The sequence below is a fragment of the Bacteroidia bacterium genome, from assembly GCA_016218155.1.
Classification (GTDB): Bacteria; Bacteroidota; Bacteroidia; order Bacteroidales; family GWA2-32-17; genus GWA2-32-17.
The window spans coordinates 117,309-132,312 of the sequence record JACREQ010000038.1 but is presented as its reverse complement, the minus strand read 5'-3'; the positions used below and the strand labels follow the sequence as shown (position 1 = coordinate 132,312).

At 34.5% G+C, this 15,004-nt stretch carries 23 protein-coding genes; 6 read left to right on the top strand and 17 right to left on the bottom strand.

Going from position 1 to position 15,004, the window contains the following annotated elements; genetic code table 11:
• Positions 1–34: 34 nt before the first annotated feature.
• The 17 genes from HY951_07110 to HY951_07030 all read right to left on the bottom strand — a co-directional run bounded on the left by HY951_07110 (position 35) and on the right by HY951_07030 (position 10,857).
• The gene (locus HY951_07110; GenBank protein MBI5539810.1) at positions 35–478 is read right to left on the bottom strand and encodes a hypothetical protein; all 444 of its coding nucleotides are present in this window, start codon (positions 476–478) and stop codon (positions 35–37) included.
• Positions 478–1,242, bottom strand: coding sequence for a JAB domain-containing protein (locus HY951_07105; protein ID MBI5539809.1), 765 nt, complete (start codon positions 1,240–1,242; stop codon positions 478–480). Before HY951_07105 ends, HY951_07110 begins: the two co-directional genes overlap by 1 nt.
• Before the next feature lies 1 nt (position 1,243).
• Positions 1,244–2,017 carry an N-6 DNA methylase gene (locus HY951_07100; GenBank protein ID MBI5539808.1) on the bottom strand — a complete coding sequence of 258 codons (774 nt, stop codon included), beginning with the start codon at positions 2,015–2,017 and terminating at the stop codon, positions 1,244–1,246.
• A gap of 3 nt (positions 2,018–2,020) precedes the next feature.
• Positions 2,021–2,620, bottom strand: coding sequence for a hypothetical protein (locus HY951_07095; GenBank protein ID MBI5539807.1), 600 nt, complete (start codon positions 2,618–2,620; stop codon positions 2,021–2,023).
• Positions 2,610–2,807 carry a hypothetical protein gene (locus HY951_07090; GenBank protein MBI5539806.1) on the bottom strand — a complete coding sequence of 66 codons (198 nt, stop codon included), beginning with the start codon at positions 2,805–2,807 and terminating at the stop codon, positions 2,610–2,612. Before HY951_07090 ends, HY951_07095 begins: the two co-directional genes overlap by 11 nt.
• Positions 2,808–2,936: 129 nt before the next feature.
• The gene (locus HY951_07085) at positions 2,937–3,527 is read right to left on the bottom strand and encodes a lytic transglycosylase domain-containing protein (protein ID MBI5539805.1); all 591 of its coding nucleotides are present in this window, start codon (positions 3,525–3,527) and stop codon (positions 2,937–2,939) included.
• A complete protein-coding gene (locus HY951_07080) occupies positions 3,524–4,600 on the bottom strand; it encodes a hypothetical protein (GenBank protein MBI5539804.1) in 1,077 nt (358 codons plus the stop codon). The genes HY951_07085 and HY951_07080 overlap by 4 nt, the downstream gene beginning before the upstream one ends.
• Entirely contained in the window at positions 4,600–4,788 is a 189-nt protein-coding gene (locus tag HY951_07075) for a hypothetical protein (protein ID MBI5539803.1), read from the bottom strand. Before HY951_07075 ends, HY951_07080 begins: the two co-directional genes overlap by 1 nt.
• A complete protein-coding gene (locus HY951_07070) occupies positions 4,785–5,681 on the bottom strand; it encodes a hypothetical protein (GenBank protein MBI5539802.1) in 897 nt (298 codons plus the stop codon). Before HY951_07070 ends, HY951_07075 begins: the two co-directional genes overlap by 4 nt.
• 1 nt (position 5,682) lies before the next feature.
• On the bottom strand, positions 5,683–6,006 hold the full coding sequence (locus HY951_07065) for a hypothetical protein (protein ID MBI5539801.1): 324 nt from the start codon (positions 6,004–6,006) through the stop codon (positions 5,683–5,685).
• 1 nt (position 6,007) lies between these two features.
• A complete protein-coding gene (locus HY951_07060) occupies positions 6,008–6,409 on the bottom strand; it encodes a hypothetical protein (GenBank protein MBI5539800.1) in 402 nt (133 codons plus the stop codon).
• Positions 6,410–6,413: 4 nt separating this feature from the next.
• Positions 6,414–6,794 (bottom strand): hypothetical protein, encoded by a 381-nt coding sequence (locus HY951_07055; GenBank protein MBI5539799.1) that lies wholly within the window; start codon positions 6,792–6,794, stop codon positions 6,414–6,416.
• A 102-nt stretch (positions 6,795–6,896) separates the two neighbouring features.
• Entirely contained in the window at positions 6,897–7,607 is a 711-nt protein-coding gene (locus tag HY951_07050; GenBank protein MBI5539798.1) for a hypothetical protein, read from the bottom strand.
• Positions 7,608–7,693: 86 nt separating this feature from the next.
• Entirely contained in the window at positions 7,694–8,170 is a 477-nt protein-coding gene (locus HY951_07045) for a hypothetical protein (GenBank protein MBI5539797.1), read from the bottom strand.
• An 82-nt stretch (positions 8,171–8,252) separates the two neighbouring features.
• Positions 8,253–10,157, bottom strand: a complete 1,905-nt coding sequence (locus HY951_07040; protein ID MBI5539796.1) for a hypothetical protein — start codon at positions 10,155–10,157, stop codon at positions 8,253–8,255.
• A complete protein-coding gene (locus tag HY951_07035) occupies positions 10,154–10,654 on the bottom strand; it encodes a hypothetical protein (protein MBI5539795.1) in 501 nt (166 codons plus the stop codon). The genes HY951_07040 and HY951_07035 overlap by 4 nt, the downstream gene beginning before the upstream one ends.
• Positions 10,651–10,857 (bottom strand): hypothetical protein, encoded by a 207-nt coding sequence (locus HY951_07030; protein ID MBI5539794.1) that lies wholly within the window; start codon positions 10,855–10,857, stop codon positions 10,651–10,653. The genes HY951_07035 and HY951_07030 overlap by 4 nt, the downstream gene beginning before the upstream one ends.
• A 403-nt stretch (positions 10,858–11,260) precedes the next feature.
• On the opposite strand from HY951_07030, the gene HY951_07025 reads away from it, so the two are divergent.
• The 6 genes from HY951_07025 (at position 11,261) to HY951_07000 (ending at position 15,004) form a co-directional block, all read left to right on the top strand.
• Positions 11,261–12,100 carry a hypothetical protein gene (locus HY951_07025; protein ID MBI5539793.1) on the top strand — a complete coding sequence of 280 codons (840 nt, stop codon included), beginning with the start codon at positions 11,261–11,263 and terminating at the stop codon, positions 12,098–12,100.
• A 9-nt stretch (positions 12,101–12,109) separates the two neighbouring features.
• Positions 12,110–12,589, top strand: coding sequence for a hypothetical protein (locus tag HY951_07020; GenBank protein MBI5539792.1), 480 nt, complete (start codon positions 12,110–12,112; stop codon positions 12,587–12,589).
• 261 nt (positions 12,590–12,850) lie between these two features.
• The gene (locus tag HY951_07015) at positions 12,851–13,570 is read left to right on the top strand and encodes a hypothetical protein (protein MBI5539791.1); all 720 of its coding nucleotides are present in this window, start codon (positions 12,851–12,853) and stop codon (positions 13,568–13,570) included.
• Between the two features lie 84 nt (positions 13,571–13,654).
• Positions 13,655–14,101, top strand: a complete 447-nt coding sequence (locus HY951_07010; GenBank protein MBI5539790.1) for a hypothetical protein — start codon at positions 13,655–13,657, stop codon at positions 14,099–14,101.
• 85 nt (positions 14,102–14,186) lie between these two features.
• On the top strand, positions 14,187–14,426 hold the full coding sequence (locus HY951_07005) for a hypothetical protein (GenBank protein ID MBI5539789.1): 240 nt from the start codon (positions 14,187–14,189) through the stop codon (positions 14,424–14,426).
• Entirely contained in the window at positions 14,426–15,004 is a 579-nt protein-coding gene (locus HY951_07000) for a hypothetical protein (protein ID MBI5539788.1), read from the top strand. Before HY951_07005 ends, HY951_07000 begins: the two co-directional genes overlap by 1 nt.

Below are 15,004 nucleotides of genomic sequence, written 5' to 3'. Positions count from 1 at the left end.
TTGATATTCCGTTGAGGTATGACATAGTTTAAAATTAAATAGTGAGCAGTTGTAATTCTGTTTCTAATGCAAGGGCTTCCAGTTCCAGAAGATTAAATTCCGTACCACCTTCAATCCCAGCATTAATTGTTTGGATAATATCTTCTTTTGTTCCCTTAATTGTAATAGGAAACTCTCTTGAAGAACTTATTACATCTTTTCCGCATATTTTTTCGGGATGTAAAACAAACCATGTGTTGAACGATGTTATTTCAGTAAACATAAGTGGTTCGTTTAACGCAAAACTTAGTTTGTACTCAAAATCCAGAATTTCTTTAAACCGTTTTTGTTGTGATTCGGGAATGAAACCATAACGAATAATGGTACGATCTGGATTCTTTTCATCACGGTTTGTAGGAAGTTCCTCCATCAGTTTTCTGATAGCAGTTATCCTTGCACGAAGGAATGAAGGGGTAATATTTTCTATACCATAAAACATCAGTTCATATTTAATTCTGTTTCCATTTGTGGTATAATCGCAGCCGGAACCAAATGTTGATTTATTACTTTATAAATGATTTGTTCTTCTAATTTCAAATAGCCTTCTTTGGTTTGAATGCGTTCCCAGATATTAGGACTGTTTGCTTTTGTTACTTTCTTTAACTGTTTCAGGATTTCTTCACGAATTTCCTTTTCGGCTTTTGAAGATTCAGCATTTTTATTGCCAGAAAGGGAGGATTCCGCATTATCGGCAAAAGAGTAATAAGAGTTCTTTGTGGCAATGATATGGTCAAGAACAGTTATGTCAAAGTATTTGAAAGCTGTTCTCACTTTCTTTGTAATATCTTTGTCTTGTGGGCTTGGTTCTGTATTGCCAGATGGGTGATTGTGTGAAAGGATTACACCTTTCGCCAAAATCTTTAATCCAACTGCAACAATCATTTCAACATCTACCTGAGTTGAATTGATTGTTCCTTTTGTGTGCTTATAGTAACCAATGACTTTGTTAGCATGGTTCATATATAACACAATGAAATGTTCCTGTATTTCTACACCTTCAAAAATGATTTCTTTTACAAATTTGTAAGCATCATTGGAGGACTTAATAGTTGAAAATATCAAGCGTTCTTCTTTAAAGGTTAAATCAACCTCTTTTACCCGGAAATCCTTTTCAATTTCCTTAATCTGTTTGTCAAGATCGGAAAACTCTGTTCCGTTAAAAACAAACATTGGTGTGGTTTGTGGAATTTTATATTCTGCCATATTATTTGCGTTTAAGTACAATTATATCTGTAGGAACTTCTGAAAACCTGAATACAGGCGGTAAACGATAAGCATCTACCAGTTCAGCTAATTGCCCGATACTTTCCTTTTCTGAGTTATATGAAATGCCATTTCGTAAAAAGTTGCTCGATGTTAAGAAAATCAGCAAACCACCGGATTTAAGCAATTTCAGTCCGTAATACATAAAGAACAACTCTATCTGCTGCATCTTTGGCTTGGTGAAATATGAACTGTATTTGTTCTTATGTTTACCGTAAGGTGGATTTCCAATAACAAGAGAAAAAGGAAAACCGGAAAGCCATGTTAATTTTTCATCTTTGATCTTTGTTGTATATCGTGAAGGTTCGAGAAAAGCGGTTTCAAAATATCCTCTATTAATTTGTGCTTCTGGGTAAGTAATTTCACAGATACGAGCAGAAATTGGATTTATTTCAAAGCCAACAACAAGTGATTTGTCCGGTGCTGGTGCAATTATTCTGCCTGTTGCTATACTTGGTTCTAGTATCGTTCCTGTTTTATCAAAACCATGTTTATAAGCCAGTTTCCACATGAGTTCAACAATATAATTCGGTGTGAAAAATTCGTAAAGTACACCTTCTCCCTTTGCTCCCTTGCTGCCTTGACCGCCTGAACCTTCGTATTGCTGAATAAATAAAACTTCATCCTGAGAGTAAGCACCGTTTTTCGCATCCTTCTCCCGGATGAAGTCTTCTATCTGCTGATTCAGCTTATATTGATTGACTGTTTTTGCCATTGTTTAGTTATTTTGTAACAAAATTGACCGTGAATACTCGATTTTACTGTTAGGATTTTTACAACTAACAACTTGCTGCAACTTTCTTCTTGAAAATATCCAGAGCCAGGGTTTATATCTTTCACCTTTGTAAACCACTTGTATTATACTATCCCTGCTTTCGACATGAACTTTTTGTGTATCGGCAATGGCAATGCCATTGACAGTATAAAACTCATCAGAGTAACTAAAAACTCTTACAGGAATAGTATCATAAATCAAACTATCTTTTAACGTTGTTACAATATCCTTTTGCTGATGAACTACCGTCTCGGAAAAATGTTCAACTCGTCTGGGATTAACTTTCAGATTCTTTATTTCAGAGATAATTTTCGGGTAAATATCTTTGAGTTCTTTGTACTTTAGTTGAAGTTCATCGTTCTTTGCTGCCAGATTACCGTTTTTTGCCTTAAAATAGATGATCTGCTGGTTCGCTGCTTTCCATGAACCTTCCAGCCTGTTTTTTTCTTTTCGTTCGTTAAAATACATCTTCCCGAACTCTAAAGCCATATAGCCAAAAAGCAGCATCAGGCATGTTACAGAAATTAAACTGCTATTTTTCATTTTCATTGGTGTTTTGATTAGATGGGCGTTTAGTTTCTCCCCAGATGTATGTTGTTAATATGGTCATTATTCCGGCTACACAGGCAGAAGCCAGACCTTCCATGCCTTTAAATACGGAAAGTCCTGCTAAAGCTGCCAGTATCAAACCTGCAATAATTGTGGTTATATATCTTTTTGAAAATTTCATGATTTATTAGTATTTTGTTATAATTATTTTCTTATCTTTTTACTTTACGACTTTCAACTTTTAACTTTTTCTTCTTTCTTCTAAAGCTTCTGACAAGGAATAGTGTTCCGATTCCCAGAGCAATGAAGCCTAACAAGCCAAGCCGAAACTTTTTTTTTCAGCCAGAGTAATGACTTCATCAATTACCGCTGCCGGAATTGCTTTAGCCATTATTGTTTTTGCTTCACCAACCGTTATTTTAAAATCCTTGTTTATGTCAAATGATGGATTCTGTCTTGCAATGGTAGAAGCCGATACCGATTTTGATTGTATTACAAAATCATTAGGTTTGCCCACTGCAACCGGAAAGAAAGTAATCATATACAAATCAAAATAACTCTTGATCCTTCCGGTAAAACCCTTAAAGTATTTGTACACATAATCGAGTTGCTCCAGACTGGACATTTTGTACAATGCCTGTGTTGAAGTTCCCAGCCAAATAGCAGTGGTAGGCATAAACTGAATTAGCCCTGTTGCCCTATATGTTGAACGTGTATAAGGGTCGGGATTGTCACCTTTTTGCTTGTTTACCGCCTGTGCATTTATTCCACTTTCATTGTGCATGACTGCCATCAGCCAGTTCGGGTTAATTCCGAGTTTTGCAGAAATAGAAGCTACTTTTGCTACAAAAGCATCCCTGCTTTCTCCTCTGTTGGATTTTATTTCGTTTGTAAGTATCATTTCTCAATTATTTTGATTGTTGTTGCATCTGCCCAGCGTATAGTGTTATCAATTGTGCGGAACTTGATAAACTTTCTTTTTCCGGTGTTCAGGCTGCCTAAATATTCACCCAGCAATACCTGTTTTTCCACCTGACAGTAATACTGTAGTTTTTCATTAAGCACGTCTGTATTAGCTATGCTTACCACAGCCCTTGAAGGAAGTCCCTTTACAGGTTTGTCGTAGTAGTTCAGCGGTTTTTTGAAGGCAACAATAGCTTTGGTATTGGGATATTGCTCAAACATGAGATTGAAAAAGTCAAACGTGTCAATGTAATCCTTGCTTGATGAAACCCACATGGTATATGATTTTCCGGCATATTTCTTTACGGATTCGGGAAGACCTTCTTTTTTTATTAGATAAGCTACCTGTATAAACTTCACATTGTTTTTGGAATCAAATTCCTGCTTTCCGGTAGCATAACCGATAAAATCACCCGGCTTGGTTGTAAACAGAATGTTATTATCAGTCGAACTCTGAAAAACACCATCGGTGAAAGTAGCATCCGGTGTACTGCGGACACGGATTGCCTTTTTTGCAACAACCATCTGGTTTTTCTTTACAAATACTGTGGGTGCTGCACCTTTCTTTCCGGTATTAGATTCAATAAGGGTGGTGAACTTCTGGTATTCCTCCGTACTAAGTTCTTTTTGTAAATCTTCCAGTAAATCGGAATCGTACAGTTTCTTGTACGAAGTCATTACTTCATCAAGGTTTTTAATGTTTTTTGCCGTATCAAGAATAACATCTGTGCTTGTGTTATCAAAAGACATCATCCACGAAATGCCCGATGGATTCATAGCATTGCGTAAAACAGTTGCCTGACGTACTTCGGGGCTATCATCGAGTTTTTTCTCCGTATTTCCCTGTCTTGCTTTGGCAATGATTTTTCGGATTACTTTGTAAAGAATGAAACTGCCTGTACCAACAACCACTCCACCTACCAGAACACGTAACGGATGTTCCGTAACATAATCCATTGCACGTTCTATTTTGGATTTTGAAGGGTCTTGAAGTATTTTTTGATTTTCCATCAGATAAACATTTTTGCCTTTCTTACAAGGCTGGGTTTATTCTTTATTTTTCCTGCAAAATCAATGAAGTCCTTAGTGGAGAGTTCCTGTCTTGTGGTCTTCATCAAATCAAACATTGCCTGAAGAATTTCTTTGGCTTCTTCGTTGCTGTTTGCTTCTATCTTGACTTTAAATTCAAAGGTGTTCATGATGCGAATTCTTTTAGTTTGGTGATATATTCAATGATATTCGGAGCAAGGGTTTTGTCAGATTCAATCTCTGAGAAAATGGTAAAGATTTCACCAAGCAATTGATTATTGACATTTGTTAAGTATTGACTGATAAGAGAAATGATTTCAGAACGTTTCTGTTCATCTTCACTCATAGTCTGTGATTGGGATGTGTCATTGGTATTTTTTTCCTGTGTTGAGTTCTGTGTGGTATTTTCATCCACTATACCGGAACTGTCGTTTTTTAATGGTAAAGATTTCTTTTCGTCTTTTCCTTCTTCATCATTAAGTCCCATCAGTTCAGCCAGAGGTTTACGAAGTTTGTCTTTTTTGATGCCGATACTTTCCAATATGTCTCCAAGCATTCCGGCATAATACTTCACCTGCTTTTTGCTTTCTAATGCTTCTTCAAGTTCTTCGTTCTGCTCTTCGAGTTCTTCTACACGTGCTTTGAGTGATTCGTTTTCATCGGCAAGGTCTTTCACAATGTCCTTCATTTCATTGTAGTCGATTTCCTTTTTCAATTCCTCAAACCTTTGTGATACCAAAGCATTGATTTGTGCTTCACCCAATCCCTGAAAACTTGGTGGCTGGACAGGAATTTCTTTAGAACGCAGGTCACAGACATTTCCATCAATCCAGTTGCCGGATTCGGTAAACAAATCCACTTTGATTATTTCCGGTTTTTCGGCTTTAACCATATGGTTAATCTGCTTTGTCATGCTCTCAACAGGTTCTCTGTCTATGATTTTTGTGCTTTTGTTATCATTCACAACAGATGCGCTGAAAAAGATTCTGTTACCTTTTTCAATTTCTTTGTTAGCCTTTGTATGAAGGCTTTTCAAAAAATATGATATACTTCCAGATGCCATTTTACTTTGGTATTACTCGGATGAATTCTAAAAGCTGAACTGTACGTTTAGGATTGTTAATGATGATTAATCCTGTAAATTCCTGTATCTGTGAAAGGTTTTGTTTCGTGTAATACTGGTCAACATCGTACACATTGGTATCAGAACGAATGACAGTACCATTAACCAGTTCTTTTGATACCAGATAAAAGAACTTATTGTATCCTTTAATTCGGTATTCTGTCTGCTCATTGTTAGTGAGCACTAATACAGGCTCATGATGGAATTCTTTGAATCCACGTTCAGCCATTCGCTGATTGATATATGTTACGAGATACTGATCCATATTACACTTTTGCTTTACAGTCGAGATAAATATTTACTGAATAAGGAAGGAAGTTGCCTTTTATATCACGTGAGTTTCCAGCATCTTCGTAAAATCCAGTGATGCGATAATTTGGAACCAAAGGTTCTTTCAATTCAAAGAAGTTATTCTTTTTACGCAGTGGTTCTATCGAATAACCTACGGTTTGGTGAAAAGGATGTAGTTGCCCTGAGTTAAACAGAATGGAAATTTCTCCCATGTGCTGAATATCCTTTCCGGTATTAAGAAAACCTTTTACAGTTGCATTTATACCCTTGCAAACCATTAAATGTGCTGGCAATTCCCTGTCAAGAGAAATAATCTGCCCTGCTTTGGTTACGTCCACAGGAAGAATAACAAATCTTCTGGATTCTTTGCTTTCCATGACCTTATTCGTTTTTGAGTTTGAGGTAAATGTTCATGGTATAAGGGAAAGTGCTTCCGTCATCAAAACCTCCGTCAACAAAACGTCCTTCCACATAGCTTCCTTTGGCTTCTATTTCTTCATCCTTATCGAAAATAACAAATCGTTCGTTAGGAGATGAACTTTGGTTTGCTGCCAGTAGTTTTGTCTCAAAACCATCGGGGAAAATCTCTTGTTCTGCAATGCGAAGTTCCAACGTGCTTCCAAAATGTGATGTGTCTTTTGGAAGGGAAACATAAATACCTTGCACCTTTTGGTACAGCTTATCTGTTTCGGCAGAAAACTTCACGGTTTGTCCGTGTGAATCTACCTTTACTTTGATGATTTGAAATTTTGTCAGTTTCATGATTTCTTTATTAGTTTATCAGTTATTAAGTTATTTGTTATTGAGTTATTCGCTACTGTTTTTCAATAACTAATAGCCCAATAACTTTTAACTTTTCACTGGTTAGTATTTTGTTACAGATGTTCCTACAAGGATTGCTTTCATGTATAGGTCGGCAACTGCGTTTGCTCCCCATTCAATATTCAATTCCATTGCTTGTTGGTCAAGAATAACTTTTGGATTGTCCATTACAAATAATCCTTTGCGAACATTCATATTTGTAGTGTTAAACACTTCGCATGAAGTAGCAGGGATCAGTGTTGTTCCGTTGGCTTTGAACTCAAATTCACCATTACGTACATATTCAGGTAAAATGTCATAGTTCACTTGTGAGGCATTTTGACCTGCTGCTGCTACTCCGGCAAGTAAAATAATGCCCGATAACAACATGATGTTTCCTTTTTCCAGTTTAGCAGAACTGATATTACATTGTCCTACAATTTTGTTGTCATCATCACGAAGCATTTTAATTATTTTGCTTCCACCGATGTTTTTAGTGTTGTAGTAAGCAGCATCTACAGCCTGTAAGGTTTTGTTTGCCAAACCCTGCTGTATTTCTTTTGGAAGCCAGTGAAGGCGTTTTTCAAATTCACCACGACTATTGGGAGTTCCACCTCCGGCTGCTGTGGCTTGTTTGGTTTGATTCTGAACCCTACGTACAAATTGTTTGCGTTCGTTAAGGGTTGCACGTTCGATTGCTCCAAGAAGTTCATCTTCTGAGATGGCTCCGAGCAGACTGTAGTCGCTTGTAGCGATTTGACCTAATGTTAACATAACTTTTGATTTTTAATTATTAATTTTTGATTACGAATTACGATTTTGTACTTTGTTTTTACTTTTTTCTTTCAGCTTATCATTGATTAAAGGATTTGCACTTCCTGAATTTCTTCGTAGTCGTCCAGTTCTCCAATATTTATAGGAGCGGATTCAATCTGAATTTCTTCCCTGTTTTCGTTTAGTACAGGTAAGTCAGGATTGTAAGGTGCAATAGCAAGGTTAATAGGGTCGCGGAAAACTCTCTTTACCGGATCGGCAATGTTAAAGTCTCCAAGACCATTGAGAATGTCTTTTTTCAGGAATACTTTTACTCCTGTAATAACACCGGATGCAGCAACACCACTGGCAATAAGTTTCAGGTTTTTGTTTTTCAGGAAAATTGCTCCGCTAACTCCGGCTACAATCTGTACAATTGGTTTAGCAATTGCTTTTAATTGAAATTCCGTAGCGGTGTCGTCCACTTTTAGGATTTTGTCAATAACCTGCCCGGCTAAAGCTCCACCGGCTACGCCAAGAATGACAAGCCCTGCTCCTTTAAGGTCATCAAGGGCTGTTTTCATTGTCACTTTGGACTTTTCTTTTTCTTCGGATGATTTTGATTTGCTCATAACATTAATTATTTAAGGTTTGTAATTATGAATATTAACCTAAGCGGATAGCCTCTATTTTGGCTTTCCTTGCTCGTGATTGATTTTTAGATTTGGATGTAGTTTTTTTCTTGGAACCGTTTTTTGTTCCCGAAAGTCCTTTGGGTTTTTGTTCCTGTTTTTTCTTTGGGCGAAATGCCATATAGGCTCCAAAGAGAAGTGCGCCTGCACCTGCTATTACAGGAATCGGATATTTCTTAACAAAGCCAATAAAGCCACCTTCTCCATCATCGTCAGGAGTGTCATCATTTGCTGCTGGATCAGTGGTCGCACTTTTTTCTTTTGTTGCAGGAGTATCATTGGTATTGTCATCCTCATCTTTAAGGTCAGGGTCATTAGTCATTATTTTTTCCCCTTCTGCCACTTTGTTATCTACTTCCGTTTGTAAGTCTTCTGCTTCTTTTGGGGTCATTATACCGCTGTCTTTCATAATCTTTAAAACAGAAGTAACAACAGGTACTGCTGCTGCCAAAGCTGCTGCTGCCGGAAGAACACCCAATCCTTCGAGGTCAAATTCTTCTTCTGTATCAGTTCCGCTTAATCCACCTGCTTTGCCTTTGAGAATGGCATTTTTCAGCTTGTCACGTTTGCCTTGTAATTTGTCTGCAAAGAGTTTTTCTACTTTTGAAAGAGCATTTTTGCTTTTTTCCCATTCTGTTGCATTTATTCCTTTGGCTGCTGCCTGTTCTTTGGTAGCATAAGCCCATTTGAGTTTGGTTCCAATCTTTTTCAGGTTTAGTTTAAGGGCTAACAGGAAACCGTTTCTTGCTGCAATGGTGAGAGGGTTTAGACGGATAAAGCTTTTTCCACCTTTCTTTATAGCTTCACCAACTTTCTTGAAAAATCCTTTCTTTTTAGGGTTCGCTTTACGTTCGGCTTTTTTCTCTTGTCTCTTTGCCTTTTTCTCCTGCTTTTTTGCTTTGTTTTTCTTACCACCAAGCATACCCATGATTTCATCAGTGGTCATGTTGTCCAGTATATCCCAATCGTTGTCTATTCCCTCCATTTCGGAATTTTCAGGAATACCGTCCATGTTGAAATGCTTGTTCAGGGCATCTTCATTCTGTGCAAGAATAGCCAGTGCTCTGTCACGATTGGGTGTATTCCAACTGGAAATAGCATAATCCAGCATCTTCAAAAATGCAGGTGGGTAATCCACTTCCTGTATCAAGTGTGGTCTTCCGGCAATCATGTTTCTGGTATTTACCAGATGTGCATAAATTGTTTGCAGACGTTCCTGCTCGTTGTCTGCTCCGAGATTATCAATTCCTTCTAGGTCGTTCACTAAGTCCATTACGTTGGACGTAGTGCCTGAAAGGACAGCGACATTAATTCCGTTGAGGCTCATAGTAAAATCTTTATTTTTAGTGAATGGTTTTTCGTGATTGAAGCGTGATAACACACAGTCAATAATGTATTCTCCTTGTCCGTTTTCCTTCGGCACAACAACGTAAACATGTTGATACACGTCACTATCGTACTTTGTTATGCGGAACTTGTGAGGTATCTGGAGATTTGTTAATATCGAGGAAACGAAGATTGAAAAGCAATCACAATCTATTCCGGTGGTTCTTTCCGTCCAGCTCCGGCAGGGTCTGCGAAGTTGCTCTAATCCTCGTTTATCTAACTTATATTGTATATGATTGTAAAGAAAATTCCAGATATTCCGGCAGGTTTCTTCAAGGGTTTTTCCTTTGAGGTAGGGTGCTATTTTCTTTGTATCACTGATATATTTCCATACAACTTTTTTCATTAGTTCAACAGTGTCATCCACTTCACCGTCTTTTATAACAATCCTGTCCTTTTCTTCCGGCAAACCGAATAACTGATCGAATTGTTTACCGTCCCTAATAGGGCGATAACCGCTGGTGATGGATTGTATAGAATAAATATTACTCATAAAATCTTGGTGGGTTCTGATTCGTAAGAAAGTCCATTTGCATAGAGAGAGTATTTCATCTCAAGAGGAATGGCAAGGGCTTCACCCAAAGCTTTCATATCTTTTGCTTTGAACGCTGCAAGAATTTGAGGGATTTTGCCAAAAATACCATAGATATAACCTGCAAGAATAGTCCAGGGCACTACAATTTCTATGGTATCAATTTTTGTGTCGGTAAGGGAATTAATAGTAAATTCTTTGTTCTCCGGTGCTGTACTTGTAATGTATTTTCCATTGGTGGTAAGTGTAACAACAGGCTTTGTTATTTTCATGGTTGATTTGGTAGGATTGGAAACATTTATTTCCGTGCGGATGGCTATTCCTTTCAAATCCACTTTATGAACTCTCGGATTTGATAATGCTGTTACTATTTTGTCGGAAACTCGTTTCATTCCAAACAATTTGTAAGCACCAATTAGCAAACCTCCAAAAATTCCTATTTTGAAAATAGTTTTCATTTGCGGATTTGGTTTTTGATGTAATCAATGAGAACTTTTACCCCAAAACCTACAAGGGCTGATATGGCTGCATAAAAAGCAACTTCAAAAACACCTTGCAGGGAGATGTTTGCAAATACATGATTGTTTGATAAGGCTTTTCCGATACCCCCGAACATGCCGGAGAAAGTTGTTATGGCTGAATACTGATCGTTGTGTGACATTTCTTTGTTGTTTTTCCCGATAGCGGGCGTTTATGTCAACAAAGTTCTGACAGCTTGAAAGTGCGCTTGATGATTCTTGAAGATTCGTTAATGAAAATGATGAAAAATGAAAGTGCTTGAAAGAAAATGAACAAGGTTGAGCGAAATAGTTTTTTGTTATTTAAAAGATTTGTACTTTTATGTGTCTGAAATTTATATATCTATATGCCTAGTTTGAGAATATAAGAAAAACTAGTTAGGCATATAAACAAGTTACCAACTAGCCTTACAAAAAGACAGAACATTAGAATATGTAATCTATGACAAATGAGTGCAAAGACGTTTAATTACCCTGACAAAACTATAAATTCGATTTAACTCAAAAATATATTACTTTTAAAACAAAAACTTAAAAACACTCAAAATGAAAAAAGGTTTTAATCTTTTGATTACTGCGGTTACAATATTTATTATCAATGTATCTTGTGATAATAATTCAGCATCAATTGAAAGTATTCCAACAAATAATAATATAAACCATAAAGATAAATTGGACTCTTTATTATTACTAAAAGATAAGATATTTTTAGGTTTTAGCTATGGTATCAGTTATACTGAGTATGGTTTATTATGTGACTACTATGAAAAAGAAAATATATTTTCTGAAAAAGAGTATTATGACAACAATAGGAACATCTATACAAGAACGACATTTGAAATATTTCTAGATACTTTACCTTTTCATTTAGAAGTAATCCCAAATTTTGACTCAATTAACAAGCTAGAATATATTAAACTAATATGGTCACGTGAAATAAGCGATGATGGTAAATACGAAAATGGATTAAAGTGTAATTACAAAGTAGAATATGGTAAATCTCTTATTAAAATTTATACAAATAAATACGGTCAACCAAAAAAATCAATTTGTAAGACCTTAAAAACATATCATTATATAAAAGAAGACCCCAGAGCAACATATAATTATAATGCTTTGATTGGAAATTATTCAATTCGAAATCTTGATTATGTAAAAGCTAATTGGGAAAATGATTCATTAAACATTGTTATTATTGATAATGAAAATTATTTTAATGGAAGATTTTACATTGATAAAAGTTTTACAACCCTTATAGAAGAGCCAGGAATATTTTATTATCCCCAAAAATATATTACAAATAAACAATATGAAAAGTATCTAAATGATTCCTTGAAAAACGAATCATTAAAAAATGGTAAAATTAACACTATGAATAATATCTGACAAATTATTATGAAGACAATTGAAATTCAAATTGAAAGTAATCAAAGCGTAACCATAGTTACAGACAAAAATGAAAACCTTATTACAAAAACATGTCAAATATTAAAGAACAACGAATGGATAAACTCAAGTAGAATAAATTTTACTTATGATAAAGAAGGAAATAATTTAATTATATTACATGAAACTTGGAATAATCTTATTTGGGTTCAAAATAATAAATATACATATACGTATGATGGCTATGGGAAAATGCTTACTTGCTTGCATGAATATTGTGTAAATAATATTTGGTACAATAGATATAAAAATATTTACGAATACGACGAAAAAAACAACTTGCTAATAGATTTGTTTCGGAAATGGAAAGACAACGAGTGGGTGAATTATAATAGAAAAATATATACATATGATTATGACGGCAACAAGCTAAGTGAATTGCACGAAAACTGGCAAAATGGAAAGTGGGTTTTTAATTTTACTTGCTAATTGAAAGTAAATGTAATTCTAATATTATATGAATAGACGTAAATAAAGACCAGTTGGTAACACCATCTATGAAAACAACGTTCAGATATGGGCAATATGACAACTTTAACATTAAATAAAACTCTTAGCGGTTTGACACTCCGCCGCGGCGGAGTGCAAGTAAATGCACGTCGTTTCGTAGCTTCAACCGTTAGCAACTATTAACACAAAAAATAAGACGATTCATGAAAACAATAAATTAATACAAAAGTTCATTTTAATATGATAGAAAATATACCTGACTTTTTAGAGAGATATGATAGGAATATGAGATTTCTTTTTAAGTTAAACGGAAAACATAATAGACTGTTCTTTGTTATTTATGAAAATGATGAACTTTATCTTGGCTCATCTCTCAAAAAAATTAGATGTTCAGGACAACAGGGTATAGGAGATGTTATAATAGATAATAATAAATTTGGCATTTTCATAGATACTCAACTCCAAGAAGAAGAATACAAATCTCTTAAATTTTCATTTCACAAAAGTGGTGAAAGGCATCTACGATGCAAAAATAAATCAAATGTGGACATTGACTTTTATAAGGTAAATGCTATAAAACTAGATGAATTAACGGAACCAGAAATGCTTTTTATAATGATATCGAAAAGAATTTCTTTTTATCAAGAATATACCTCAGAAAATCTAATAAGGGATGAATGGAATGCAATTATTTTGGACACTCCTATAGAATATTCCAACTGCAAAAATGTCTTTGAATTTTATATCACAAATGACCCAATAAGCGAAATCACCAGTACGATAATTCCTAATGATATTAAAAAGGAGAAATTGATCGTTAAGCTAAAAGACAATGTTTTCTTACATATAAAGTATTTTGTAAATATTCCTGAAAATCATGCAATAAATATTGGACACCCAGAAAGAGAAATTTTGCTTTTTAAGGACAATGGGGTTCTTAAATATTTCAGTTTCAAATAAATAAAACAAATTAACAACCGCTAACACACTAAAACATTAGTATATTATAAAGTTAAATAATGATAAACTAAATAAAATATAAATATGTTATCATTTAAAATTGAACAAAGAGTAAATGAATTTTGCTATAAAGGAAATCTTGAAGAATATAGAGATATTTTAAAGGATCTTTTTCAAAAAATATATGATAGTGGTTGCCAAATTTCAACTCGAGATGATTCAGTTGTTTCCCAACATGAAACTATTAATGAAAAATGTCTCATTAGAATATCTCTTCACCCTATTAACAATATACCTATACAAACTTTATGGACAATATTTCACGAATTTGGTCATCATTTATCTGGTGCAATAAACAAGAAAGATGAAAATGATTGGAATATAAGATATGCAAGCGAAGAACGAGCATGGGAACAAGCAAAAATTGAAGTTTTAAAATATCCAACTTTATCTAAACAAATAAATGACTTTGACAAATACAAAACAAAGTGCTTAGAAGACTATTTAAATAAAAAGAAAAACATGAACTAACAACTTATCCACATTACAGGTAATGACAATTATTAATTATTACTAATTTATTATTACATTTAGAACAAATTTAGAGTTCTTGAATATGAAAACTATTATTCTAACATTAGACATAATTGCTTTTGTTTGTAGCCTATTATGGTTAATATGTAAACCTGATTTTGAACCATTAATTACATCTATTGCATCTTTAGTTGTACTTTTAGGTATCCTATTTATTAAACCAAAAAAAAAGAAGTCCAATAATATTACAATGTCTCAAAAAGCGGGTAATAATTCAAGACAATATCAATCTGGAAATGATATGACTGTAAATAATAATTAATGGAAGAACCTGAAAAAATAGAAATGACACAAAATGCTGGTGATGATGCTAATCAATACCAAGCTAAAGGTAATATTAATGTTATTAATAACTACAGTACTGAAAAATATGGACAATACTTAAAACTTGTTGAAGAATTTGAAAAAGAACTAGATAATGGCGAAATTGAGTTTCGTGAATTTATTGATAAGATTCAGCATTTTACAAGTAATATTGACGAAGAAATAATTGGTTTAGAAAAAAAATTAGAGGAATCTGGTTTTCAGGCTGATTATAAGTGGGCAAGAGATATGAAAGATTACTATTATAAAAAATTAACTGAAAACAATTTGTCAAAAGCAACTCAAAAAATTCATGCTTTCCTACTTGCAAGGCTATATGTTTTATTCAATTTTCATATTAAGGGCGCAATAAACGATGGTGTTCCAAAAGAAGAAGTACGCGAATTAATAATTAAAAAAGTTATTCAACCCGTTCAAGAAATGTTAGGTGTTAATAATGTACTTGAATTATATGAAGACGATATTACTGCTATGGTGTTTTTTTTAACAGGCAATTGCCATATAAGATGGAAATAA